Consider the following 21,990-nt stretch of genomic DNA (forward strand, 5'->3'; position numbering starts at 1 on the left):
CGTGCTGACACCGGAAGATTCGAAGGGGCTGCTGAAACTTCGCTGAAAATTGGCGGCGGGCGGTTTTCAGCGCGCGGCGGACTCGGCGGCCGGGCCGCCCGTGAGCTCGTCGTATTCGCGGGCGCCGTGGTCGTGAAAGACCCTTCACCGCCCGCGCCCGGAGCCATCGACGGACGTGGCGGCGGCCCGACCGGGCGGGCGTCGCGCAGATGGCGGAGCCGGTCCCACTCAGATGGCGATGAGGAATTCCAGCAGTTCTGGGGCGAGGGACTGAGGGGCCACGTTATGCGTCTGGTCCTCCAGGATTCTGTGCACCGCTCGGGGTACGGTTGCGGCGACCGCCTTTCCCGCGTTGGTCATCCACGCGGGGCTGTTCTCGCCGATCAGCACGAGCGTGGGCTGCGTGATCGAGGTGAGAAGTTCGGTGGGCAGGGCGTTGCCCGGCCCCATGACAGCAGCCTCGTACGCCAGGGTGTGCGCGATCGCTTCCACTCCTGACCAGGAGGAGTGAGCGCGCATCGCGGCCACCATCTCGACGGGGACCTCGGCGGCCTCGACCATGAACACCTCGGCCGCCTCCGCGCGCCGGCCCTGTTTGACCACGATTTCCAGTCGCGACGCGAAGTCCTGCGACAGACTGGGTGCGCTCTCGTCAACGTGGTACGGAGGCTCCCACACAGCGAGTCGCGAGATGGCCGGGTTCCGGGCCGTGGCCTCCAGCGCCAGGGCGGCGCCGGAGGACCCACCGGAAAACCATGGCCGACCCGCCCGCCGCCTCGATGAGGGCGGACAGGTCCTCGATCTCACGCTCAATGGCATACGGCTGGGTGTCGCCGCTTTCGCCGCGGCCACGGCGGTCGTAGTTGAAAACCGTGAACCATGGGGCCAGGGCGGTTGCTACGCCGTACAGCGTGGGATGGGTCTTGTCGGTGAACGCGCCGTGCACCAGGACGACCGCCGGCCCGACGGGATCCTCTGCGCCCTCCGTTACGGTCTATGGCTCGAGTCTATGTTCGATTGTCCCGTACCGAGATCTCAAACGCGACGAGGGGCATGAGCTACCTGGTGTGAGGGAGGCGCCGTGTGAACCACGGGTTCCTCCCGCTGCCATGCGAGCAGTGCGATGACGGCAATGAGCTGTACCGCCAGGATGAGTGCTTGCGTCAGAGGTGAATTCACGCTCAGCAGCGCCATTGTGGCGTTGACACCGAAGTGAACTGCGATCGAGGCGACCACACCGGCACGTTCGTAGGCGTACCCAGTGAGCAGTGCCATCGGGATGACGCTGAGTGTGAACAGCAGACCGCTCCAGCTGATCAGGCCGAAAGTGTTCTGGACGGTTCCGGAGATGAAGAACAGCGGCAGATGCCATATCGCCCAGGCGACTCCCAGTACCAGGCTGGCTTGAACGCGGCTGAGCGAGGCGCGGAGCCGTGGATATGCCGTGCCTCGCCAGCCGGGTTCCTCGGCCAACGGGCCGGCGACCAGCATGCTGACGACGAACGCGACAGGTCCGCCCATGGTCGCGATCAGGTTCCGCCCGGCGGTCAGGCTCACCGCGGGGTCGCCCAGAAGGTGTGCGAGCAGCGCGCCTGCCAGTACGGTCGCCGGTGCCAGCAACAGCAGGGGCGGCACATAGAACAGGCGCATGCTGAGCCGGAGTCTCACCGTATGGGCGGGGGCGGGTAAACGGCGGCGGGCCCGGCGGGCCCGGATCACGATCGCGCCGATCACGGGGCCGAAGCCGCCGAGGAGGTACGGGATGACCGTGGGGTAACTCATCGGCGATCCACCGAGTGCGATCGCGACAAGCCAGAACGCCCAGGTCGTCGTGAAGGTGACTGCGAAGAAAAGAACAAGGCCGCTTTTCCGGCCGGCGGGGGGTGTGGCGGTCACGCCATTCCCTTCCATGGGTAGCGGGAGTAACAGGTCAGGGTTGTGCGGGAGAATCCGCGGGCTCTGCGGCGCGAATCTCCTGGGACCGGAGGCGGTGGGCGAGCCAGGCGGCCACCTGCGTGAGCAGGTCGGGGTCGATCGGCTGGCGCAGCAGCCGGGGATATGAGCGCACCGAGGCGGGGCCGGGGTCACGACGCAACAGGTGGGTGAGGTCGGGGATCAGGTGGATCTCGACCTCACCGGGCACCAGCCTGCGGATCTCCACCAGGTCAGCGGGGTCGACTTGAAGGTCCTTGCCGCCGGTGATCGCCAGGACGGGGACCTTGATCGCCGCCAGGTCCGGGCGGGGGTCATGGACGAGGAGCTCGCGCATCCACCGCGCGTTCACCGGCAGCCCGGCGACGCGGGCCACGTCTGTCCGGGTCGTCTTGATCCGAGCCAGCTGCCGGGCGGCGAAGGCTCGCAGAACCGGTTTCAGGAACGCCGGGAGATCTCGGGCGAGCATGCCGGCCTGCCAGCGCAGGGCGCCCTCACCCGGCCGGGCGAACCCGGCCAGCAGCACCACCGCCGCGACCTCGGATTGGCTGCCGAGGGACATCGCGTGGACCGCACCCTCGCTGTGCCCGATCACGCCAATGGCGTCCGGCCGAATGTCAGGTCGTGCGGCCAGAGCGCGTAAAGCGGCCGCGGCGTCGCGGCGGTTGTCGGTGAATCCGGTCGCGCGCCAGTTGCCGGGTGTGGCGCCGACGCCGCGCCGGTCATAGCGCAGGGTGGCGATCCCGTGGTCCGCGATCGTGGCGGCCAGCGGTGGTCCGAGCGCCATGCGGAGCCGGTCGGCGTTGCCGTCGCGGTCCAGCCGGCCGGAACCCTGCAGGAGCAGGACGGCCGGGTATGGGCCAGGCCCCGCGGGCAGGGTCAACGTGCCGGCCAACGGCAGTCCGTCGTCTGCGATGGCTGTCAGGTCGACATCCCGCATGTCCCGCTCACCATCCTCTCATTTTTGGTGACGTTCTCAATATTGAGAACATTATCGTATGTGAGAGAATTCATCCATGGCAACCGCAGACCTTCTCCTGCACCCCGTCCGGATGCGCATCCTGCAAGCGCTGTTCGACGTCGATCCGCTGACCACCACCCAACTGCGTGACCGCCTGCCCGACATCGCACCGGCGACGATGTACCGGCACATCGCCCTGTTGACCGACGCGGGGGTGCTGGAGGTGGCGGGCGAGACCCGCGTGCGCGGCATCGTGGTGCGCAGTTATCGGGTACGCGCGGAGCAGGCGGTGATCGACCCAGCGGCGCGGGCGGCCATGACACAGGAGGACCACCGACGGGCGTTCACCGCGTTCGTCGCCTCGTTGCTGACGGATTTCGAGCGGTATCTCGGGCTCGAAGATGCCGAGCCCACCTCGGACGGCGTGGTCTACCGGCAGGCAGTGGTGTACCTGTCCGACGACGAATTCGCGGCGATGATCGAAGAGATCGAGCGTGCGGTCGTCACCCGGGTCGGTCATGCCGAGGGTGACGGCCGCACGCGTCGCATCGTCAGCCTTGTCGTCCTGCCGGACAAGAGTGCCAAACCGTGAAAGCGCCTGGAGCGCTCCAGCGATCAGTGGCGCGGCAGGGTGGCCAGCACCAGGTTGGGGTCGGTGGCGGTGAGGTAGGCGGCGCTGAGCACGTAGAGGGTCCGGCCGCGTACGGCTACCGAGGTGGGATTCTGGAGTCCGGCGGTGAGAAGCGTGACAGCGTGGCCGTCCGCATCGATTCTGACCACTTTGTTCGGCGCGTTGAGGGTCGCGATGACCTGGTCGTCGCGGTTTCCGGGAAAGGCGATGTCGTCGATGCCGGCCAGCCCGGCGGCCTTGACCTGTACGGGTCCGGGGCGGCCTTGCCTGATCGGGATCCGCAGCAGGGTGCCCAGGTCGAGATTGGTGGCCCAGATCGCGCCATGCCGTACCTTGATGCCGTTGGCGCCGAGGAATCCCGTTGCGGCGAGTTCGGGTGCCGACGACCAGACCCTGGCGTTGCCGCCGTTGAGGGGCACCGTGGAGATGGAGCCGAGAACCGAGTCGGTGAGGTAGAAGGTCTTCGCCGGCTCGTCGTACGCCAGGCCGTTGGGCAGCCCGGTGGCCGGCAGCGCGGCGATGCGCTGTAACGTGTGGCCGGGACGTAGCCGGTAGAGGCCGGTGGTCGCGGCGTCGCCGCTGGCGTACAGGAAATACAGGGTGCCGTCGGCGGTGCGGACGATGCCGGTGGTGAGCGCGAATCCGAGAGCCGGCGTGCCGGCTCCACCGTCGGCGGGCGCGGGGAGGGTTGTCAGGATCCGGATGGCGCCGGTCGGGCTGATCGCGGCAACCTGGCGGGCGGCCGCGAAGGTGACGTAAGCCGTGCCGTCCGGGCCGAGCGCGACGTTCTCCGGCATCTGACCCTTGGCCAGGTCGAAGTGTACGGCGATTCGTGATGTCATCGCCGGGTGGGCCTGAACGGCGGTCGATGTCGGTACGGTCACCAGTGCGATCCCGGCGGCGACCGCGAGGGCGAGCATTCTGTTGCGCATTCCTGGTCCTTTTCTGAAATGGGCGTGAGGCATCAGACGCTCCGTTCGGAGCGTCTGAGAAGGTGGAAACGTGGAGTCAGCCGGTCATTTCCCGCGTCGGCGCATCGCGCCGGGGGTTCCGTCCGGTGATCACGCTGTGTGTGAGCAGCGTCATGGCGGAGTGTGAGGGGGATCCGGGTTCGGTGGTGGCGACGACCACCGCTTGGTCGTCGGCGGTCCGCAGCGTCTGCTGGGTCACCTGCATGGTGCCCACCAGCGGGTGTCGCATCTCGTAGACCGCGTCGCCGCCGGTTTTGACGCGGTGGTCGGCCCACATCGTGGCGAACTCCGGGCTTTTGACCGTCAGCTCGCCGAGCAGTGCGGCCAGCAGCGGGTCGTCCGGGTGGCGTCCGGAGGCCATTCGCAGGGTCGCCACCACGCCCCGGGCTTTGGCGGGCCAGTCGGCGTACAGGTCACGGGTGTGCGTGTCCAGGAACACCAGGCGTGCCATGTTGGGCCGCTGCCGCGGGGTGTCCGGGGCGTCGGGGGCCAGGTGGCCGGCGTACAAGGCGTGGCCCAGGGTGCTCCACGCCAGCACATCGCTGCGCCGGCCGAGCACCACCACGGGCACATCGCCGAGTACGGCGATCAGTTGACGGGTCACAGGGCTGACCCGTTCGGGCACGGGCCGGCGCGTGGCACCCCGGCGGCGGCCGCCGGCGGCCAGTTCATGCAGGTGCCGACGCTCCGCATCGTCCAGGCGCAGCGCCCGGGCCAGCGCGTCCAGGACCTCGGGCGAGGCGTTGGGCGCCTGACCCTGCTCCAGGCGTGAGTAGTACGACGCGCTCACCCCGGCCAGCAGCGCCAGTTCCTCTCGACGCAGCCCGGGGACCCGGCGTTGGCCGCCGTACGTGGCCACCCCCACGTCCTCAGGTCGCAGCTGAGAGCGCCTTGTCTGGAGGAACTCCCCGAGCTGTCGTCTCGTGTTCATGACTCACAGTATTCGCGGCCGGTTCGCGACCCAGCCACACCCTGTCGGGGGTAGGCACGGAAAGCTCGTATCGGTGACGGCACCCCGCCTAGATGTTTGCAGGGATTCGAATTCCGTAGGCTCGCTTATAAAAAGCCCAGGTCAGGGACGATTCCCTAACCTGGGCGTTAATCATTAATCAGCTGGGACTGCCATGTTCGTGGCTTCTTCAGTGCTCGTCTGCTCGCCACCGAGTCACTGTTCAGTCCGAAGCGACGCCGCGGTCTTCGCTCCGCATGTCCCCGGCGCCTGGAGTCCCCGCACCGAGGCCGTAACGCAGGAGTACGGCACCTTTGGACGAGACGACGGGCGGCTCAAGGAGCGTCAGGTTGGCGGGCACCGCGCCGTCGTCGAACACCTTCTTGCCGACGCCGAGCATGAGGGGGAAGAGCCACAGGTTGAGCCGGTCGAAGAGGCCCTCGTGCAGGAGGGCCTGCACCAGGTTCAGGCTTCCGATCACGTGGACGTGCTCATGCTTGTCGCGGAGCTCGTGGACGGCGCTCACCAGGTCAGATGCCAGTTGCGTCGAGCCTGCCCAGTCCAGATCCGGGTTGCCGCGCGAGGCGACGTACTTCGGGATGCTGTTGAACAGCGTGGCGATTCCGCCGTCGACGCCGTCGACCTGGGTCGGCCAGAACGCGGCGAAGATGTCGTAGGTCTTACGGCCCAGGAGCAGGGCGTCCATGCCCTCCATTCCGGCACCGACCTGCTGGCCGACCGTCTCGTCGAACAGGGGTGCCTGCCATCCCCCGAATGGAAAGCCGTCAGGGTCCTCCTCGGGATCACCCGGCGCCTGGCCAACGAGGTCGAGCGTCGCGAACAGGTCGATGTGGATCATGCCCATGGTGTCCTCCTCCTCGTGTTTCGGCACGAATATAGACCGGCGTCCGGACGCGAACCCGTCGAATGATCGTCGAGGACCCGATCAGGCAATCGACGTGCACCTGATGTATAGGTGTGGCCGCCCATCCAGGGCACAGGCTCGCCGGCTGTCCTCTGCCATCCCATCAAGACCGAGCATGTGGCTATTCGAGGTCGGGTGCCCTACGTGGACCGAGCATGTGGCTACCCGAGGTCGGGTGCCCTCCGTGGAACGTCATGTCGCTGGCGTGATCGCCGTGCCATTAAGGGAGGTGAATCGATGGGTTCGCGTTCCTTCGCTCCGGTCGGCCTGCGCTTTCTGAGGGCCCCTCAGCTCGCCGCCTTCTGTACCAGCGCGCCGATTCTTGCCTCGTCGGCGGCGGTCAATTCCGCCAAAGCGAAGGCGGTCGGCCACATGGTTCCTTCGTCGAGGTTCGCGATGTCGTTGAAGCCGAGCGTCGCGTACCTCGATTTGAACTTCTCCGCGCTTTGGAAGAAGCAGACGACTTTGCCGTCCTTGGCGTAGGCGGGCATCCCGTACCAGAGTTTCGGCGAAAGGGTCGGCGCGCTGGACTTGATGACGGCATGAAGCCGCTCGGCCATGGAACGATCCGGTTCCGGCATCTCAGCGATCTTCGCGAGCACGTCGCTTTCCTCGTCGGCCTTGCTCGCGCGAGAGCCCCGGCGAGCTGTCTTGACCTCCCGGGCACGCTCCTTCATCGCGGCGCGCTCTTCATCAGTGAAGGCTTTGGTGGTCTCGCCGGACTTCCCCGTGTCCTTCATCCCAGATCCCTTCCTTCGCGCGTCTCGCTGGTAGAGCAGCCAGGTGACCTTGTATCGGCCCACCATGATCGCCACGACCGTCCCAAGGAAAAGAGCGAGGCTCAAGCCTGCCACCTGGGCGACGACGGCGTCGGGATCCTCTTCATTGGCGGGCATCACGTAGGCGTACAGATAGGCCAGGCCGGTGATGAGGAGGGCCGCCGAGCCGAGAACGGCGCGGACGATCACCTTCAACGCGATCAGCCAGCCGCTCTCCACTGAATTGGAACCCGCGCCGGGCGACTGGATTGTCATGGGATTACTCCGTCTATCTGCCGCAGGTATTCGTTCGCAGGGTTCGATCACTGCTCGTTCTCTCCAGGCACCGGTGGCAACGGCCGGGGCCTTTCCGGCGACGCCCTCAGGAGGAGTGCCCCGCGTAGTAGCGTCGAGATTTGTCGCGGCTGCCGCAGGTGGTCATGCTGCACCACCGGCGGCGACGATTTTTGCTGACGTCCAGGAACAACCAGCAGCAGGACGGACACTCACCGAGCCGGTCCAGCGGCCCGGTGGTGAGTAGTTCGATCGCCGAAGCCGCGATCTCCCGGAGCAGGATTCGCACGGTACGCGGCATTCCCCACGAAAACCGGAAGCTCCCGTCGGCCTCCTCCAACCGGCCATGAGTGATGCCATCGCCGTATAGCGCGACGACGGCGTCAAGATCTGGCTGTGGCGCCCGACCACCCTGCGCAAGCGGCCGAAACACACGGAACACGGCCTCGCGCAGCTCGCGGGCATCCGGCAGGGCCGCCGCGAGCCCATCCGGCTCCTCGATCGCATGTCCCGTCGCCGTGGCCCAGGTCACCGCCTCCTCCGGCGTACCCAGCCAGTCTCGCCGAGCCACCGGACGGGCGTTGACCGTGTTGGCGAAGTCCAGGCACAGCGCATTCCCAACCAGCTCGACAGTCACAGCATCGAGTATCTCACCGATCAAACTCTGTTGACAGGTCAGACGACACAAGTCACGCTATGACCGATCAAAGACACTTGAAAGGTGAGAAACGTATGCGCCCCCTGTCGCTGGGTAGGCCGTTCAACGCGCTGTGGTTCGGCACCGGCGCCGCGAACCTCGGCGACGGCATGGCGCTGTTCGTCCTGCCGCTCCTCGCCCTCGCCGTCGACGCCTCGCCCGGCGGGGTGGCGGCCGTGACGGTGGCGCTCACCCTGGCCTGGCCGGTCTTCGGCCTGTACGCCGGCTGGATCGTCGACCGGGTCGACCGCCGGATGCTGCTGACTGGCGTCAACCTGGTCCGCGCGCTGGTGCTGTCCGGCCTCGCCATCACCCACTTCACCGGCACCCTGACGCTGCCACTCCTCCTCGCCGTGGCAGTCCTGCTCGGCGTGGCCGAGACGTTGGCCGACACCGCGCTGACCTCGACCATCCCCACGGTCGTCGAGCCCGCCGGTCGCAACAGAGCCAACGCACGCATCGAGGCGACCATCAACGTCACCAACCAGCTCGCCGGCCCACCGCTCGCGGGCCTGCTGGCGAGCCTCACCCTCGTCCTGGCCACCGGCGCGAGCGCGGCCCTCTACGCCCTGGCCGTCGCCGGGCTCGCCATGATGGCCCTGCGCCGGACACCCACCGAGACCCGAACCGCGAAGGGCGTGATCGCCGGCTTCCGGCACCTGTGGCGACAGCCGGTGGTGCGAACGCTGACCCTCTTCACCGCCGTGATGAACATCCCCTGGGCCGTCGCGACAGCCCTGCTCGTCGTGTACGCAGTCAGCCCCGGCCCGCTCGATCTCACCACCGCCCAGTACGGCCTAATGCTGACGGCGATGGCCGTGGGCGGGCTGCTCGCGGCGGCGGCGGTGGAGCCGTTGCGGCGCCGGTTCGGGGTGACCAAGCTGCTGATCGTCGACGCCGCAGGGACAGTTCTGCTGGTGGCGCCGGTGGCGTTGGACGGGCCGGTGTGGGCGGTGGCCGCGGGGGCGGTGATCGCGGGCGCCGGGTCGAGCGTTTGGCGCATCCTGGTGGCCACGATCCGGCAGAACCTGTCACCGCCGGAGTTGCTGGGGCGTATCTACGCCGCGTCTCGGGTGCTCAGCTGGGGTGTGATCCCGATCAGCGCGGCGCTGGCTGGAGTCGCAGCGGAGCTGTGGGGCGTACGGGCGGTGTTCCTCCTGGCCACGGGGCTCGCCGTCGTCGTGCTGGGGGCTTTCGTGCCGTACGCGCTCCGTACGGATCTGTCTGTGGCCATCGAGCCGAAAGCGGACTATCAGCCCGTCGCGTAAGTGCAGCCGACGACCTTTGGCTGCCCGCATGGATTTCGGGATGTCACGGTGGGGAAGGTAGGCCCAAACCGTGCGATGGTGCGACTGAGGTGACAGCATGGAAGCTCGGGAGGTGTCATGAGCGTTGACTTCACGACCGTCTACACGCAGTTGGTTGGATTGTGTGAGAAATACGGTATCGCTGAGCTGGCTGTCTTCGGCTCAGTTGCCCGTGGTGAGGATGAGGAGGGGAGTGACATTGACCTCCTCTACGTTCTGAAGCCAGGCAGTCACATCGGGATTGAGTTTTTCGGCTTCCAGGAGGAATTGGAAGACCTTCTAGGCCGCAAGGTCGATGTGGTCTCCAAGGAAGGTCTCCACTGGGTCATCCGTGATCAGGTTCTTGATGACGCCCAGGTGTTGTATGCAGCGTGAGGGCCTGTATCTGGTGGACATCATAGAAGCCGCCAGGAAGATCGCCTCGTACCTCGACGGTGTCTCACCCGAGGTGTGGGCCGCTGACTCGATGCGCCGTGATGCAGTCGTCTGGCAACTGTCCATCATCGGTGAGGCCGTCGCAGGGATCTCGGACGAGACCCGGGACTCCACCCCTGAGATCCCGTGGAAGCTGATCAGGGGGCTGCGTAACAACGTGGTTCACCGATATTTCAGTGTTGACTGGAAGATTGTGCACACCGCCGCCACAGTGAACGTTCCTGATCTGGAGCGGCAAGTACGAGACCTGCTGCAGCATGCCTACCCGGACCTCTTCGAGCGTTTGCAGGAAGAGGAGTCACGCGTCTCCTCAGATCCCTCGTGAGAGCTCTTTCGCCGCGCCAGTCGTGGACGGGAGAAGAAAGATCGCGGTAGGACTGGCCGCTGGTCCCGGCCTAGCGCCATCGACCTTGACGAATGCGTTGCACATTTGGAGACACGGCGCTGATTCTCGTCGAATTGGTGGTTTGGGTCAGTCGCTTAGCCGCACGGTGACGGTGACGCGGCCCTTTTCATCAATTCGAGCGACCGCATGTCCCGTTTGGTCGGTTCCGTCCAGGTGTAGTGATATCGGGCCGCCCGTGCCCAAGAAATTGCGCCACCACATCTTGGCTTCGGGGAACTGAACGCCGATCGTCACGGTGTCGGCTACGCGCTGGTAGGCGACGGGTGTATTGAAAGTTTGTCCGGAGCGTCGTCCCGTATAGGTGACAATCGTAAGGTGTCTGCTGACAATTCTGCCCCACCGAGGAGAGGAACGCAGCGTGCTTACGCAGGTATTGACGCGGCCGACCATTCGCTTCGGTAGAGGGCCCCGGTATCTCATAGAAACTCCATTTTTGTTTTCGGTGTTAATCTTTATCGCCCTTGCTGATCAGAGTAGCGAGATAATCGCAGCTCTTGTCCGCTTGAACTAAAGTGAGAGAGATGAGTACCGAGGCATCTCGTATGCCGGCCGTCGTCGGCGACATGGCGGGTCTGCGCGTGGACGCGCTGCAGAACCGGAACCGCATCGTCGAAGCCGCCCGCAAGCTGTTCGTCGAGCGTGGGCTCGACGTGCCGATGAGCGCGATCGCCCGGCACGCCCAGGTGGGGGCCGCGACGCTCTACCGCCGCTTCCCCACGAAGGAATCGCTCGTCACCGAGGTGTTCGCCGACCAGTTCGCGGCATGCGCGTCGGTCGTGGATGACGCGCTGGCCGATCCGGACCCCTGGCGGGGGTTCTGTACCGTCATTGAACGGGTGTGCGCTATGCAGGCCCTAGACCGAGGCCTCAGTGCGGCGTTCATCGCGGCGTTCCCGCATGCGATCAACGTCGAGCAGGAACACGGCCACGCCATACGCGGTTTCGCCGAGCTGACGAGACGGGCGAAAGAGCACGGGCGGCTGCGCGCCGACTTCTCCCAGGATGACCTCGCACTGCTGCTCATGGCCAACGACGGCGTCCTCACGGAGTCCGGCGAAACGGCCCAGGCCGCGTCCCGGCGCCTTGTCGCCTACCTGCTCGACGCCTTCCGCGCCGACCGCGCCGAACCCTTGCCCGCGCCCGTTCCGTTCAATCTGCTCGACGTCCTTGATCGCGTCGGCAGTACGGTTTCCGTCACAATGACCACGTGATCGACCGTTATCGCCGTCTCTTCGAGTGGCACCAATGGCTGGAGGACGGACTCTGCTGGACCATGGTGCAACCTCTCGACGACGCGGTCAGTGGGGATGATCTCCTGCGGCGGCTGAACGGAGGTCGTGATCCCGAGCGGCGCGTCATGGCGTACCCAGGGGAGGAGGCTCTGGACGAGGACCGGCCGGTGCTCTTCGTTTTTCAGGGTGAAGGGGCCTGGGGGTTCCTCGAATTCACCTTCGGCTTTGCCACACCCGACGACATCCTCGCCGAGCTCAGCAGGGACGCACGCGTGTGGATGGCAACCTGGCATTTCAAGGGAGGATGGACGATCCTCCATGCGGCTCACGGTGAGATCAGGGCGCGGATGCGCCAGTTCATATTCGTCGAGCATGCTATCGAGGAAGGTGATCCGGGCATCCTGCTGGGCCGCTGGGCCGAGGCGCACGACGAGGAGATCCGCGACGCCCGCGCTCGCTACGACGCCACGGCGATCCGGACGGCGTCGGCGTAAGCGCGAACATTGGTGATACGTCTACCTGGCATGGGATCCTTCGCGCCGGGAGCGTCGCGGCGGTGCTGACATGATGCGCGTCGATTGGATCAGCGCGCAGCTCGGCGGCGCTTTCGGCGGTCAGGTTGCGTTGGATTCCGGTAGTGGCCTGCCCTCATTGCTGAGAACGGACATCTATTTGGCCGAGGTCTACTCGCGCTGGAGTCACGCCAGTCCTGCGTGCCGCGACAGAATCAGGAGCCGTTGATGCATCAGCCGGATCCACGCCGGTACGTATACGGGAATGTGTCCACCCGACTGGCCATGCTGAGCGATCGCAAGCTGGCTGATCTCGTGGCCGCGGCGACTTCGCAGGGGTCCGGCATCGGTGGCCGGTCAGCGGAACTGGACGTTGACGGTACCCAGGTATTCGTCAAGCGCGTCCCCCTGACAGACGTCGAGACGCGTCCGGAGAACATGCGATCAACAGCCAATGTCTTCGGTCTGCCGACGTTCTACCAGTACGGGGTCGGGTCGGCCGGATTCGGAGCCTGGCGCGAGTTGGCTGCCCACGTCATGACCACCAACTGGGTTCTCGCCAACGAGTACGAAGGCTTTCCGCTGATGTACCACTGGCGGGTCATCCCGGATTCCCCTCCGGAAGGATTCGCCGACGAGTTCGGCGGAATCGATGGAGCGGTCGCGCACTGGGAGGGCTCACCGGCCGTACGTGCGAGGCTGGAGGCCATCGGCCAATCCTCGCTCAGCCTGGTGCTGTTCCTGGAATATCTCCCGCAAACGCTGGCCGCGTGGCTGGCTGACCGCCAAGGCGCGGCTGAGCGCGGGGATGTTTCAGCACAGGTGTGGGCACACGAGGCTCTGGCGCGGGGCACCACCTTCATGAGCTCCCGCGGGCTGGTTCATTTCGACGCGCATTTCCAGAACGTGCTCACCGACGGGCGACTGCTCTACTTCGCGGACTTCGGACTCGCCCTGAGCTCCCAGTTCGACCTGTCCACGGACGAGACCGAATTCCTCAACAGCCATCTCACCTACGATCGCCACTACACAGCGGGCCATCTGCTCCGCTTCCACCTACCTGGCGGTGTGCGCGGTGAGGCCCAGCACGAGGCGTTCCTCCGCGAATGGGTTGCTGGCGACGCCACCCTTGAAGGCATCGCCCCCGCCCTCGCCGCGATCATCGGCCGCCACGCCGAGAATTCCCTCGTCCTGGACGGTTTCCACCGCCGCCTGATCACCGAAACCAAGCGGACGCGATATCCGATAGACGCACTGGTGTGAACCCTGTTCTGTCGGTCGGCGCTGGCAGCATGGCGGGTGGTGGATCGCTATTTCGTCGGCGGACCTGCCGAGATGCCGGTCGGACGCAACGCTCGCCGCTCCCGGCGAAGCCTTACGCCAGGGAGATCATGAACGTCTCCCGGGAATTGTCGGTGCCGCGGGGCACAATCGATGGATGGAGAAACCAAAGGTAGTTTCGGCCGAAGAGTGGCAGCAGTCCCGTGACGAGTTGCTCAAGGCCGAGAAGGAAGCGACTCGCGCCCTGGACGCTCTCGCCGCCCAGCGCCGCCGCCTCCCAATGGTCGAATTCGCCGATTCGTACACATTCGACACGCCGTCCGGTGCCAAACCTCTGCTCGACCTGTTCGAGGGCCGGCAGCAGTTGGTCGTCTACCAGTTCATGGACAACGGGCCCAGCCACTACTGCCCGGGCTGCACCGCGTTCACGAACAACGTCCCGGTGACTGCGCTGGCCAAGCTCGCCGGGCTCGGAGTCACGTGGGTGACCGTGTCGAACATGCCGCTCGCCCAGATTGAGGCATACAAGGCGCGGATGGGGTGGACCCTGCCGTTCGTGTCATCCCATGGGACGGCATTCGCCGACGACTGCGGCGCGGGCCGCGGCTTCATGCTGAGCGTTTTCCTACGTGACGGCGACACCATCTACCGGACGTACAGCACCACGTCCCGCGGCGTCGACCGGATCCTGTTCACCCACAACATCCTCGACATCACCGCCTATGGCCGACAGGAGGACTGGGAGGACTCTCCGCCCGGCTGGCCGCAGCACCCTACATACGGTTAGGCGGATCCACGGCGGACGTCCGTTTGCATGATGTTGCAGCGCCCTGCTTGAGGTGGGCCGGCCGCCTGTTGCGGGATGTTGCATCGCCCTACCCTGCGGTGGGGATCCATGGCGGACTCTTGCCAGCGGGATGTTTGCAGTGCCTTGCTTAGGGGTTGGGCGGGTCCGTGTTGGCGTCCGTTTGCAGGATGCTGCAGGGCCTTGCTTAGGGATGGGTGGGCTCACGGCGAGCTCCGGGTCAGCGGATTCCCCCCGGTGGGCCGCAACACCCTGCATACGGATAAGTGGGCCCATGGGGAACATCAGGCTCTGGGCTGGAGTGTCAGTTCGGCGGGGGCGGTGTTCGGCTGGTGCTGGCGGAGGACGGTGAATGTGACGGCGATGGCGGTCGCGAGTAGGGCGGCGGCGGTGCCGAAGGCCAGGTGGTAGCCGCCGGTCAGGGCGAGGGCCTCGGTGTTGCCGGCGGTCAGTAGTTCTTCGGTGCGTGAGGCGGCCAGGGTGGAGAGTACTGCGACGCCGGTGGCCATGCCGATCTGCTGGGTGGTGTTGAACAGTCCGGAGGCGAGGCCGGCGTCGTCGGCTTTGGCGCCGGACATGCCGAGCGCGGTCAGTGCGGGGAGGACCAGGCCGCCGCCTGCGATGAGCAGCATCACCGGGAGCAGGTCGGTGACGTAGTTCGCGTTCACCGGGACGCGGGTGAGCCAGCCCATCGCCCCGAGCAGGAGCACCAGGCCCGCCAGCAGGACGGCGCGTTCGCCGAAGCGGGTGTTGAGCCGGGCGGAGACGAACAGGGAGACGCCGCCGATGGCCAGGGCGGCGGGGAGCATCGCGAGGCCGGTGTCGAGTGCGCCGTAGCCGAGGACTTTCTGCATGTAGAGGGCGACGATGATCTGGAAGGCGAACATGGCCGAAAGCGTCAGGACCTGGACCAGGTTGGCGCCCCAGACGTTGCGCGAGCGGAAGATCCGTAGCGGCATCAGCGGGGTTCTGGCTGTCGCTTGGCGGACGAAGAATGCGGCCAGGAGGGCGAGTGATATCGCGCCGAGTCCGAGGGTGTGGGCGGCGAGCCAGCCGTACTGCTCGATCTTGACCACGGTGTAGATGCCCAGCATCAGGCCGCTGGTGACCAGGGCGGCGCCGAGGACGTCGGCTCCGGCGGCGAGGCCGGCGCCGCGGTCGGCGGGGAGGGCCCTGATCGCCAGCGCGATGGTGGCCAGCCCGATGGGCAGGTTGATGAAGAAGATCCAGTGCCAGTTGAGCGCGTCGGTGAGGACTCCGCCGAGGACCTGGCCGATCGAGGCGCCGGCGGCGCCGGTGAAGCTGAAGATGCCGATCGCTTTCGCGCGCTCCCCGGTCTCGGTGAACAGTGTCACCAGGATGCCGAGGACGACCGCGGAGGCCATCGCGCTGCCGACGCCCTGCAGGAATCGGGCGGCGATCAGCATGGTGGGCCCGGTGGCCGCTCCGGCCAGCAGCGACGCGACGGTGAAGACCACGTTTCCGGCCAGGAACATCGCCTTTCGGCCGATGAGGTCGCCCAGCCGGCCGGCGAGGAGCAGCAGCCCGCCGAAAGCGATCAGGTATGCGTTGACGGTCCAGCTGAGCCCGGAAGGCGAAAAGCCCAGATCCTGCTGGATCGCCGGCAGTGCCACGGTCACGATGCTGCCGTCCAGAATCGTCATCAGCATCGCGGCGGACAGCACGGTGAGCGCGAGCCAGCGGGACGGGGAAGGTGAGGTGCGCGACATGGTCGTCTCCTGTTCAAGAGGGAACAGAAGCGACCGTAGCAGATAGTTCTGTAACGGACGATCCCTTGCAGACCTATTTCATGCGCTGTCGTGCCCGCCGGGCTGCCTGCGGCGCCTCGGACGGAGCGGCCAGATGCCCGGTCGCCAGGCGATTCATGATTTGTACGAGCGTCGCGCTCTCATCCTCGGACAGCGAGTCCAGGGCCGCCTTGTGTACGCCGTCAACGATCTGCTGGCTCTGCCGCGCGACCTCGGCGCCCTTCTCGGTGACCGCGATGATCCGGGCCCGTCGATCCGTACTGGACGGGCGGCGCTCGGCGAGCCCCTCCTTCTCCAGGGCGTCGACGGTGACCACCATCGTGGTCTTGTCCATGTCTCCGAGCTCGGCGAGCTGGATCTGGGTCCGCTCCTCCGCCATGGCGTGAACCAGCACGCAGTGCATCCGTGCCGTCAGCCCGATCTCGGCGAGCGCCGCCGCCATCCGGGTCCTCAGCACATGGCTGGTGTGGTCCAGCAGAAACGACAAGTCCGGTTCGGTACGAGCGGGTGCCATGGCGGTCATATCCCCAGCATAACAACTAGTCCCGTTCCGGATTATCTATCGACGGGAGCATATTAGATACACCACAAACGGTCAGCTGACACACCCGGGCCTCGCAGGCATCCGCGAGGCCCGCCTGGTAGTCGGCGGGAGGGCAGCCACCCGTCGCAGAGCCGCCCGGCGAGCCCCTGCGCCGTCGCGGGAATGGTGACAATTCCCTCGAAGGAATGGACAGACTCGGCACACTGGACGGGTGGACTTCGCTCATGCCCTGCGCTCAACCCGGCAGCGCTGCCGTCTCAGCCAACTCGACCTCGCCCTGCGCGCGGGCACGACGCAACGCCACCTCAGCTTCATGGAAAGCGGCCGCTCCCGACCCGGCCGCTCCATGGTTGTACGGCTCAGCGAGTCGATGGAACTCCCGCTGAGGGAGCGCAACGATCTCCTGCTCTCGGCCGGCTACGCCCCTGTCTACCCGCAGACCCCACTGGACGACCCCGGCCTGGAGCACGTACGCACCGCACTTCGGCACATCCTGACCGGCCACCTGCCCTATCCCGCGATCGTCGTGGACGCGCGGCACGAGCTGGTGCTCGCCAACGACGCGTTCGACCTGCTCACCGAGGGCATCGCGGAACACCTGCTACGCCCGCCGATCAACGTGCTTCGCCTCTCCCTGCACCCAGACGGCCTGGCATCGCGAATCGTCAACCTGGAGCAGTGGGCACAACACATCCTCGACCGCATCCCTCGGGACGACCTGTACGAGGAACTGTCCGGCTACGTGCCGAATGCCGCGCCGGGCCCCGACCACGTGGGTTTCGCCGTCCCAGTACGGCTTCGCTCGGCGCGCGGCGAGCTACGGCTCACGACCACTATCACGACGTTCGCGACCGCGCTCGACGTGACCGTGTCAGAACTGAAACTGGAGGCGTTCCTACCCGCCGACGCGACGACGGCGGCGCTGCTGGCCGGGTGATCCGCAGCCGCAGCGATCGGTCGGTCAGGAGCCCGGTCCGTCAGACGTGGTCCGTCAGACGTGGTCCGTCAGACGTGGTCCGTCAGGAGCCCGGTCCGTGAGTCCGGTCTGTGGGTCCGGGGTTGCGTCCACGGAGGTGGTGTATGAGTTTCTGCTGGTCGTAGGCGTGGCGTCGCGAAATGAGGACGGCCACCGAGTGATCCTTCTGGTCCGTGAGCCCGTTCGTCAGAGCCCGGGAAACATGTAGTCGGCAGTAATACGCCCGTCCCCGTCGAGCACGAGTACCTCCAGGCCGCCGCCCACCGCCTCGTCGCCCCCGACGGGCACCATCTCCCAGGTGAACTTGACGACGTCGCGAAGGCGAACGGCGTCGCCGCGGGGCCGGAAGAAGAACTCTCCGGGGGCGACGAACTCCTCATAGGAGCGCGCCACCCGCACTTCGATCTCGTCGTACCCGTGGGCCGAAAGGGCGGTGGAGTCGAAGCCCAGCCCGGCGGCGACCTCCCGGATCTCTGCGGGCGGCTGGAGGAGGTGGATTCCGTCCCCGGACCACACCTCCTCGATCGCCTTTCGGCGTAGCCCCGCGTCCGGCTCGTTCCAGAGCGCGACGTAGCGGCCGGCCAGCTCTTGCGCATGGATGTCGGTCATCGTTTCTCCTCGGTCGGCAGGTCCGTGTACCCGCCCACCTTGCGAGAAGGGGCCTCCACCGGACAATTCCCCAGAGGGAATGGCCGACGGCGCACCAGGCGTGTTCTGCCCATGCTTCTCGCCAGAGGATGTCGCCATCGATGTCACTGGGAGGTGACGTGCACGTGTCAGCGGGATGGGGGTTCGTTCAGGCCGCCCTGGTCCACCATTCGGATGACGAACTCGGCTGCGGCTTTGGCGGCCGGGGCCTGGTGTTCGTCGTTCTTTTCCACGCCCCAGTCGCAGATCGATTTGATGGCGATCCAGTCGACTCCGGCCTTCGCCGCGGCGGCGTACACGCCGCCGGCTTCCATTTCGCCGCCGATCGCGTCGGGGTTGGTGGTTTTCAGATGGTCGCGCAGGGTCTTGTCGTTGACCAGGGTGTTCATGGCCAGCATCGGGCCGAAATGGATGTCGGGGCCGGTCCAGCCGGTGGCCGCGGCGTCGGCTCGGCTGCCCAGGGTGACCGATGGCGAGACCCGGTCGCCCACGACGAATTCCGCGCCGTTCTGGACGCGCTTCTGGTCCATTACCCGGACCTGGGTCGCGACCATGATGTCGCAGAGTTCGTGGTCGTCCTTGAGGCCGTATCCGATGCCGGTGAGGATCACGTACGAAGGGCGTACCTGGTCGATGAGGGATTGGGTGGCGAGGGTGGCGGCGCCCGGGCCGAGGGCGCCCTGTTCGCATCGGCAGAGGAAGACCTCCGCGGAGCTGATCACGCCGAGTTTGAATACCGTGTGGTGGGTGAGGTGCCACTGCTCGGCTTCGCGGCCGTCTTTTGTGGCGGCGGAGATGACTGCGGCGACTTCGCGCCTGGTGGCCACCAGGATCAGGACCCGGGTGTGTGAGGTCACGCCATGCCTCCGTTGGAAGTCGGCTTTCGCTTTTCTCTGGGCGGCTACGAACTGTTTGAACGACAGGATGGCCACCGGTATCAGCACCAGGCCCAAGAGGCTGGTCAGCCAGCCGAAAGTCCACGCCTTGAAGCTCAGCGGGCTGAGTCCGTTCGGGTCGCTCAGGAGCAGGCGCTGGAGTAGCCAGCGAAAGGCTGAGCCGAAGTCGTCGGGTCTTCCCCGGCACGGGTCCGGAGCGCATGCCTCCTGCTCGAATCCCGGCACCAGCGTGGATTCGGCGAGGACGGCGACCAGGACGCCGAGCAGATAGAGCGGGAGGAACCCCCCGGATTCCGCGAACTTGCGCTGGGACTCTTCCGGGGTGGCCGACCCCGCGATCAGGGCGACGCGGTCAGAAGCGGGCGCGGCGGTCGCCTTGACCAGGGCGGCGCGAAGATCAGGACTGGTCGCCCCGTCGAGCAGGCAGACGAGCACCTCGGTGACCTGGGCCCGATCGGCCCGCGCTCCCAGCAGCGCGGCCGCATCCTGAACTTCCCCGCGGATCAGGCGACTCAGCCGCATCCGGACCTGATCCGGCATCGTGTCGACACGTTCCGGGACACACTGATGGCACAAAGGCATCCACCAGTGCTCGAACGGCAGATTCCCCACCACGTTCTCTTCGGCGGACTGATAACCCAAGAAGCCCCTGATCAGGATGTATGCCTGCCGGATCGGCAGACCCGCCATCATCACCACCAAAGCCGTCAATCCGGCGGCGACCAGCCCCAGCGCGATGAGATACGCCCGGAACGGGATCATCGCGACCGACGCCAGCAGGAACAGCGCGGGAATGGTGAACAGCGCCAGGAACTCCCAGCGCCGGTCGGCCAGGCGCAGCGTCGAGACCAGCAACCCGCCCCCACGCTGCCGCTGCACGAGCGGCCGCTCCAGCAGGGCGAACCCGTCGAGGTCCTGCCAGACCAGCCGGCTCTCCCTGCCCGCGATCCAAAGAATCACCCAAAGCGGCGCTCTTGACCGAATAAGCCCGTTTATCCCTCTAGGTCGGACTGTTGAATAGGCGCGCTTGCCGTCGGGAGCCTGCAAAATGGCGCGAGAAGCCCTAAACGCCACACGGAAGGATACTCCCGGCCCAACATCACCCACCCTCCTATAATTACGCATCTCTCGCTGAAAAGAGAGCTCTTCTCTTTATGTGAATGACAGCACGGGAATTTCGTTAGACGGAGTCGGAGCGTACGAGGCGGAGGAAGGCCTTCAGGCCGGTGATGAGTTCCTGGTTGTCGCTCAGGCCGTCCACGGTTTCGTCGAAGCGGCGCGACATCTGGGTAATGCGGCGGTTCAGGTCATGGTCGGCGGTTTCCGCGGCAGCCTGGGCGGTGGCCAGTTCCGCACGGAGCTCGTCGAGTGATTCGCTGAGTTCGTTGACTGTCTGGTCGAGTCGGGTGCGGGCGTCGGTGAGTTCGGCGACCTGGGTACGGAGGGTGGCGACGTCCTGGCGGGGGTAGTGCAATTCCTCCATCAGATTGGTGACGCGCTCGCGCAGGTGGCTCATGTACGAACCGGCGGGCCGGAAGAACGTGGCCAGCAGGTAGAAGCCCGCGAAGTAATAGCCGACCTGGGCGCCGGAGTAGAACGTGATCACGGCGATGACGGCGGCCGAAATGAGGTGCCCGGCAATGGCGAAGCGGAGCATTCTGCGGGCGATTTCGCGGGCCTCGTCCTCGCGGGCCTGCGGGACCTCGATGCCGCGCTCGCGGGACAGGTGGGTCTCGTGGACGACGCGGCGGGCGCTGAAGTAGAGGTTCCACGGCACGGTCAGCAGGATGATCAGCCAGATCAGACTGATGGCGCCGAGTCCGACGGAGAGCAGGGTCTCAGGGGAGACGTCGGCGTAGAGGATCAGCCAGGCGGCGACGATCGTGAAAGCTAGAGATACCCAGAAGATCCACCATTTCATGGCGATATGTTCTCGCTGGGGAGGGCGCTTCGGACACCGCTGTCGTACTCATCCTGGTCTGAGGATCTTCCCTCAGGTCAGAACAGGGTCAGTGGTTCGATCGGCGCGGGGTCCGGGAGCGGTTCGATCTCGGGCAGGACGGCCCGGACTTCGTCATAGAAACGCCGGGCGAGCATGAGCGCGTCGGCGTTGTCGGGGGTGTGGATGAACACGGTCGGCGAGCGGCCTTCGCGCAGCCATTCGACGACGGTGAGGATCCATTGCCGCCAGCCTTCGATCGTGCGGTCCTCGGCGTCCCGGCCGAGGTAGCGAACGATTGGGCGGTCGGTGAGGGCGCGCATTCTGAGCGGCAGGCGCGGCTTCTTGGTCCAGGCTTCTCGTTCGGCGTCGCTGGTCGGCGGGCTCCGGAAAAGCGTTGTAGTGTCGAACGGGATCCACTCCGTGTCAGTCTGGGCGAGGACGCCTTCGAGGAGTTGTACGGATCGGGTGTCCTCGAAGAATGCGCGGTGCCGCACTTCGACCGCGTACCTGTACGAGTGCGGAAGCCGATGAAGAAACGCCGCCAGAGTCCCCAGGTCGGCCGGCCCGAATGACCCCGGCAACTGCACCCAGAGCGCATGGGCTCGCGGGCCCAGCGGCTCGATCGCGTCCAGGAACGCCCCGAGTTCCTCGTCGGCTCCGATGAGACGGCGTTCGTGCGTGATCGACTTCGGCAGTTTGACCACGAAGCGGAAGTCGGGATCGGTCTGCTGCGCCCAGGTCTCCACCGTGCTCTTCGCGGGCGTCGCGTAGAAGGTCGTGTTGCCCTCGACCGCGTTACACCAGATCGCATAGGCCTTCAGACGCTCTTTGGGAGCGAGCGGATGCGGCAGGAACCGCCCTTGCCATGGCGCGTGAGTCCACATCGCGCATCCCACATGAAGCCGCATGGCCCCGACGCTACCGAAAATCAGCACCAGCGACGCGACCGGCCAAGGGTACCGACGGCGTGGCTGTCTGGCCGGTGTTGAACATGGTGGCACGCATGCCCTTGGTCAGCGACGGGCTGGTCGTGACGGCGGGTGGTGTTTGGACGGCTAACCGGAATCTGGGGTTGTTGTCATCGAATTCTTAGGTGTGGGGTGGAGGGTTATCGGTATC

23 protein-coding genes are annotated in these 21,990 nt (G+C 66.2%); 9 read left to right on the plus strand and 14 right to left on the minus strand.

Translation table 11 applies throughout. The annotated features are described in order from the left end of the window. Positions 1 to 228: 228 nt before the first annotated feature. The 3 genes from Acor_RS43525 to Acor_RS31930 form a co-directional block, all read right to left on the minus strand. Positions 229 to 603, minus strand: a complete 375-nt coding sequence (locus tag Acor_RS43525) for an alpha/beta fold hydrolase (protein ID WP_218034603.1) — start codon at positions 601 to 603, stop codon at positions 229 to 231. 432 nt (positions 604 to 1,035) lie between these two features. Next, positions 1,036 to 1,896 (minus strand): CPBP family intramembrane glutamic endopeptidase, encoded by an 861-nt coding sequence (locus tag Acor_RS31925; RefSeq protein WP_218034604.1) that lies wholly within the window; start codon positions 1,894 to 1,896, stop codon positions 1,036 to 1,038. Between the two features lie 34 nt (positions 1,897 to 1,930). Continuing rightward, the gene (locus Acor_RS31930; protein WP_155340498.1) at positions 1,931 to 2,872 is read right to left on the minus strand and encodes an alpha/beta hydrolase family protein; all 942 of its coding nucleotides are present in this window, start codon (positions 2,870 to 2,872) and stop codon (positions 1,931 to 1,933) included. A 76-nt stretch (positions 2,873 to 2,948) separates the two neighbouring features. Here Acor_RS31930 and Acor_RS31935 point away from each other — a divergent pair, with 76 nt between their 5' ends. Beyond that, a complete protein-coding gene (locus Acor_RS31935; RefSeq protein ID WP_155340499.1) occupies positions 2,949 to 3,485 on the plus strand; it encodes a helix-turn-helix domain-containing protein in 537 nt (178 codons plus the stop codon). Between the two features lie 23 nt (positions 3,486 to 3,508). On the opposite strand, the gene Acor_RS31940 is transcribed toward Acor_RS31935, so the two are convergent. From Acor_RS31940 to Acor_RS44900, 5 genes are all read right to left on the minus strand, one after another. Further along, complete coding sequence (locus tag Acor_RS31940; RefSeq protein ID WP_155340500.1) at positions 3,509 to 4,456, minus strand: SMP-30/gluconolactonase/LRE family protein; 948 nt, start codon at positions 4,454 to 4,456, stop codon at positions 3,509 to 3,511. Between the two features lie 76 nt (positions 4,457 to 4,532). Further along, a complete protein-coding gene (locus tag Acor_RS31945; RefSeq protein WP_155340501.1) occupies positions 4,533 to 5,426 on the minus strand; it encodes a helix-turn-helix transcriptional regulator in 894 nt (297 codons plus the stop codon). Positions 5,427 to 5,667: 241 nt separating this feature from the next. Next, the gene (locus Acor_RS31950; RefSeq protein ID WP_246239419.1) at positions 5,668 to 6,336 is read right to left on the minus strand and encodes a dihydrofolate reductase family protein; all 669 of its coding nucleotides are present in this window, start codon (positions 6,334 to 6,336) and stop codon (positions 5,668 to 5,670) included. Positions 6,337 to 6,656: 320 nt separating this feature from the next. After that, on the minus strand, positions 6,657 to 7,403 hold the full coding sequence (locus Acor_RS45955) for an iron chaperone (RefSeq protein WP_308805701.1): 747 nt from the start codon (positions 7,401 to 7,403) through the stop codon (positions 6,657 to 6,659). Between the two features lie 106 nt (positions 7,404 to 7,509). Then, complete coding sequence (locus Acor_RS44900; protein ID WP_170317169.1) at positions 7,510 to 8,058, minus strand: CGNR zinc finger domain-containing protein; 549 nt, start codon at positions 8,056 to 8,058, stop codon at positions 7,510 to 7,512. Between the two features lie 95 nt (positions 8,059 to 8,153). Here Acor_RS44900 and Acor_RS31965 point away from each other — a divergent pair, with 95 nt between their 5' ends. The 7 genes from Acor_RS31965 (at position 8,154) to Acor_RS32000 (ending at position 14,078) form a co-directional block, all read left to right on the plus strand. Further along, positions 8,154 to 9,386, plus strand: coding sequence for an MFS transporter (locus Acor_RS31965; protein ID WP_170317170.1), 1,233 nt, complete (start codon positions 8,154 to 8,156; stop codon positions 9,384 to 9,386). 117 nt (positions 9,387 to 9,503) lie between these two features. Then, positions 9,504 to 9,800 (plus strand): nucleotidyltransferase family protein, encoded by a 297-nt coding sequence (locus tag Acor_RS31970; protein ID WP_155340504.1) that lies wholly within the window; start codon positions 9,504 to 9,506, stop codon positions 9,798 to 9,800. Next, a complete protein-coding gene (locus Acor_RS31975; RefSeq protein ID WP_170317171.1) occupies positions 9,790 to 10,185 on the plus strand; it encodes a HepT-like ribonuclease domain-containing protein in 396 nt (131 codons plus the stop codon). Before Acor_RS31970 ends, Acor_RS31975 begins: the two co-directional genes overlap by 11 nt. Before the next feature lie 602 nt (positions 10,186 to 10,787). After that, complete coding sequence (locus tag Acor_RS31985) at positions 10,788 to 11,477, plus strand: TetR/AcrR family transcriptional regulator (protein ID WP_246239421.1); 690 nt, start codon at positions 10,788 to 10,790, stop codon at positions 11,475 to 11,477. Beyond that, on the plus strand, positions 11,474 to 11,992 hold the full coding sequence (locus Acor_RS31990; protein WP_174876228.1) for a hypothetical protein: 519 nt from the start codon (positions 11,474 to 11,476) through the stop codon (positions 11,990 to 11,992). Before Acor_RS31985 ends, Acor_RS31990 begins: the two co-directional genes overlap by 4 nt. A gap of 456 nt (positions 11,993 to 12,448) precedes the next feature. Beyond that, positions 12,449 to 13,273, plus strand: a complete 825-nt coding sequence (locus Acor_RS31995) for a protein kinase family protein (RefSeq protein WP_246239425.1) — start codon at positions 12,449 to 12,451, stop codon at positions 13,271 to 13,273. Positions 13,274 to 13,448: 175 nt separating this feature from the next. Continuing rightward, positions 13,449 to 14,078 (plus strand): DUF899 domain-containing protein, encoded by a 630-nt coding sequence (locus tag Acor_RS32000; RefSeq protein WP_155340508.1) that lies wholly within the window; start codon positions 13,449 to 13,451, stop codon positions 14,076 to 14,078. A gap of 302 nt (positions 14,079 to 14,380) precedes the next feature. On the opposite strand, the gene Acor_RS32005 is transcribed toward Acor_RS32000, so the two are convergent. Together Acor_RS32005 and Acor_RS32010 are read right to left on the minus strand one after the other, a co-directional pair. Next, complete coding sequence (locus Acor_RS32005) at positions 14,381 to 15,826, minus strand: MFS transporter (protein WP_155340509.1); 1,446 nt, start codon at positions 15,824 to 15,826, stop codon at positions 14,381 to 14,383. A 73-nt stretch (positions 15,827 to 15,899) separates the two neighbouring features. Continuing rightward, entirely contained in the window at positions 15,900 to 16,388 is a 489-nt protein-coding gene (locus Acor_RS32010; protein ID WP_155340510.1) for a MarR family winged helix-turn-helix transcriptional regulator, read from the minus strand. Between the two features lie 232 nt (positions 16,389 to 16,620). Here Acor_RS32010 and Acor_RS32015 point away from each other — a divergent pair, with 232 nt between their 5' ends. Next, positions 16,621 to 17,346: a helix-turn-helix domain-containing protein gene (locus Acor_RS32015; protein ID WP_155340511.1), complete on the plus strand. Its 726-nt coding sequence runs from the start codon at positions 16,621 to 16,623 to the stop codon at positions 17,344 to 17,346. Between the two features lie 225 nt (positions 17,347 to 17,571). On the opposite strand, the gene Acor_RS32020 is transcribed toward Acor_RS32015, so the two are convergent. The 4 genes from Acor_RS32020 to Acor_RS32035 form a co-directional block, all read right to left on the minus strand. Continuing rightward, positions 17,572 to 17,994: a hypothetical protein gene (locus Acor_RS32020; RefSeq protein WP_155340512.1), complete on the minus strand. Its 423-nt coding sequence runs from the start codon at positions 17,992 to 17,994 to the stop codon at positions 17,572 to 17,574. 167 nt (positions 17,995 to 18,161) lie between these two features. After that, complete coding sequence (locus tag Acor_RS32025; RefSeq protein ID WP_170317172.1) at positions 18,162 to 19,889, minus strand: 5'-methylthioadenosine/S-adenosylhomocysteine nucleosidase family protein; 1,728 nt, start codon at positions 19,887 to 19,889, stop codon at positions 18,162 to 18,164. Positions 19,890 to 20,109: 220 nt separating this feature from the next. Continuing rightward, positions 20,110 to 20,850, minus strand: coding sequence for a hypothetical protein (locus Acor_RS32030; RefSeq protein ID WP_155340514.1), 741 nt, complete (start codon positions 20,848 to 20,850; stop codon positions 20,110 to 20,112). A gap of 77 nt (positions 20,851 to 20,927) precedes the next feature. Beyond that, positions 20,928 to 21,755, minus strand: coding sequence for a DUF72 domain-containing protein (locus tag Acor_RS32035; RefSeq protein WP_218034605.1), 828 nt, complete (start codon positions 21,753 to 21,755; stop codon positions 20,928 to 20,930). Between the last annotated feature and the right edge of the window lie 235 nt (positions 21,756 to 21,990).

The organism is Acrocarpospora corrugata, from assembly GCF_009687845.1.
GTDB lineage: Bacteria > Actinomycetota > Actinomycetes > Streptosporangiales > Streptosporangiaceae > Acrocarpospora > Acrocarpospora corrugata.

What these genes read in the sequence shown, in the direction of transcription:
- Acor_RS31930 (WP_155340498.1), bottom strand. Translation starts at nt 2,872, where the DNA reads ATGCGGGATGTCGACCTGACAGCCATCGCAGACGACGGACTGCCGTTG.
- Acor_RS31935 (WP_155340499.1), top strand. Translation starts at nt 2,949, where the DNA reads ATGGCAACCGCAGACCTTCTCCTGCACCCCGTCCGGATGCGCATCCTG.
- Acor_RS31940 (WP_155340500.1), bottom strand. Translation starts at nt 4,456, where the DNA reads ATGCGCAACAGAATGCTCGCCCTCGCGGTCGCCGCCGGGATCGCACTG.
- Acor_RS31945 (WP_155340501.1), bottom strand. Translation starts at nt 5,426, where the DNA reads ATGAACACGAGACGACAGCTCGGGGAGTTCCTCCAGACAAGGCGCTCT.
- Acor_RS45955 (WP_308805701.1), bottom strand. Translation starts at nt 7,403, where the DNA reads ATGACAATCCAGTCGCCCGGCGCGGGTTCCAATTCAGTGGAGAGCGGC.
- Acor_RS31965 (WP_170317170.1), top strand. Translation starts at nt 8,154, where the DNA reads ATGCGCCCCCTGTCGCTGGGTAGGCCGTTCAACGCGCTGTGGTTCGGC.
- Acor_RS31970 (WP_155340504.1), top strand. Translation starts at nt 9,504, where the DNA reads ATGAGCGTTGACTTCACGACCGTCTACACGCAGTTGGTTGGATTGTGT.
- Acor_RS31975 (WP_170317171.1), top strand. Translation starts at nt 9,790, where the DNA reads ATGCAGCGTGAGGGCCTGTATCTGGTGGACATCATAGAAGCCGCCAGG.
- Acor_RS31985 (WP_246239421.1), top strand. Translation starts at nt 10,788, where the DNA reads ATGAGTACCGAGGCATCTCGTATGCCGGCCGTCGTCGGCGACATGGCG.
- Acor_RS31995 (WP_246239425.1), top strand. Translation starts at nt 12,449, where the DNA reads ATGCGATCAACAGCCAATGTCTTCGGTCTGCCGACGTTCTACCAGTAC.
- Acor_RS32000 (WP_155340508.1), top strand. Translation starts at nt 13,449, where the DNA reads ATGGAGAAACCAAAGGTAGTTTCGGCCGAAGAGTGGCAGCAGTCCCGT.
- Acor_RS32005 (WP_155340509.1), bottom strand. Translation starts at nt 15,826, where the DNA reads ATGTCGCGCACCTCACCTTCCCCGTCCCGCTGGCTCGCGCTCACCGTG.
- Acor_RS32010 (WP_155340510.1), bottom strand. Translation starts at nt 16,388, where the DNA reads ATGACCGCCATGGCACCCGCTCGTACCGAACCGGACTTGTCGTTTCTG.
- Acor_RS32020 (WP_155340512.1), bottom strand. Translation starts at nt 17,994, where the DNA reads ATGACCGACATCCATGCGCAAGAGCTGGCCGGCCGCTACGTCGCGCTC.
- Acor_RS32030 (WP_155340514.1), bottom strand. Translation starts at nt 20,850, where the DNA reads ATGAAATGGTGGATCTTCTGGGTATCTCTAGCTTTCACGATCGTCGCC.
- Acor_RS32035 (WP_218034605.1), bottom strand. Translation starts at nt 21,755, where the DNA reads ATGTGGACTCACGCGCCATGGCAAGGGCGGTTCCTGCCGCATCCGCTC.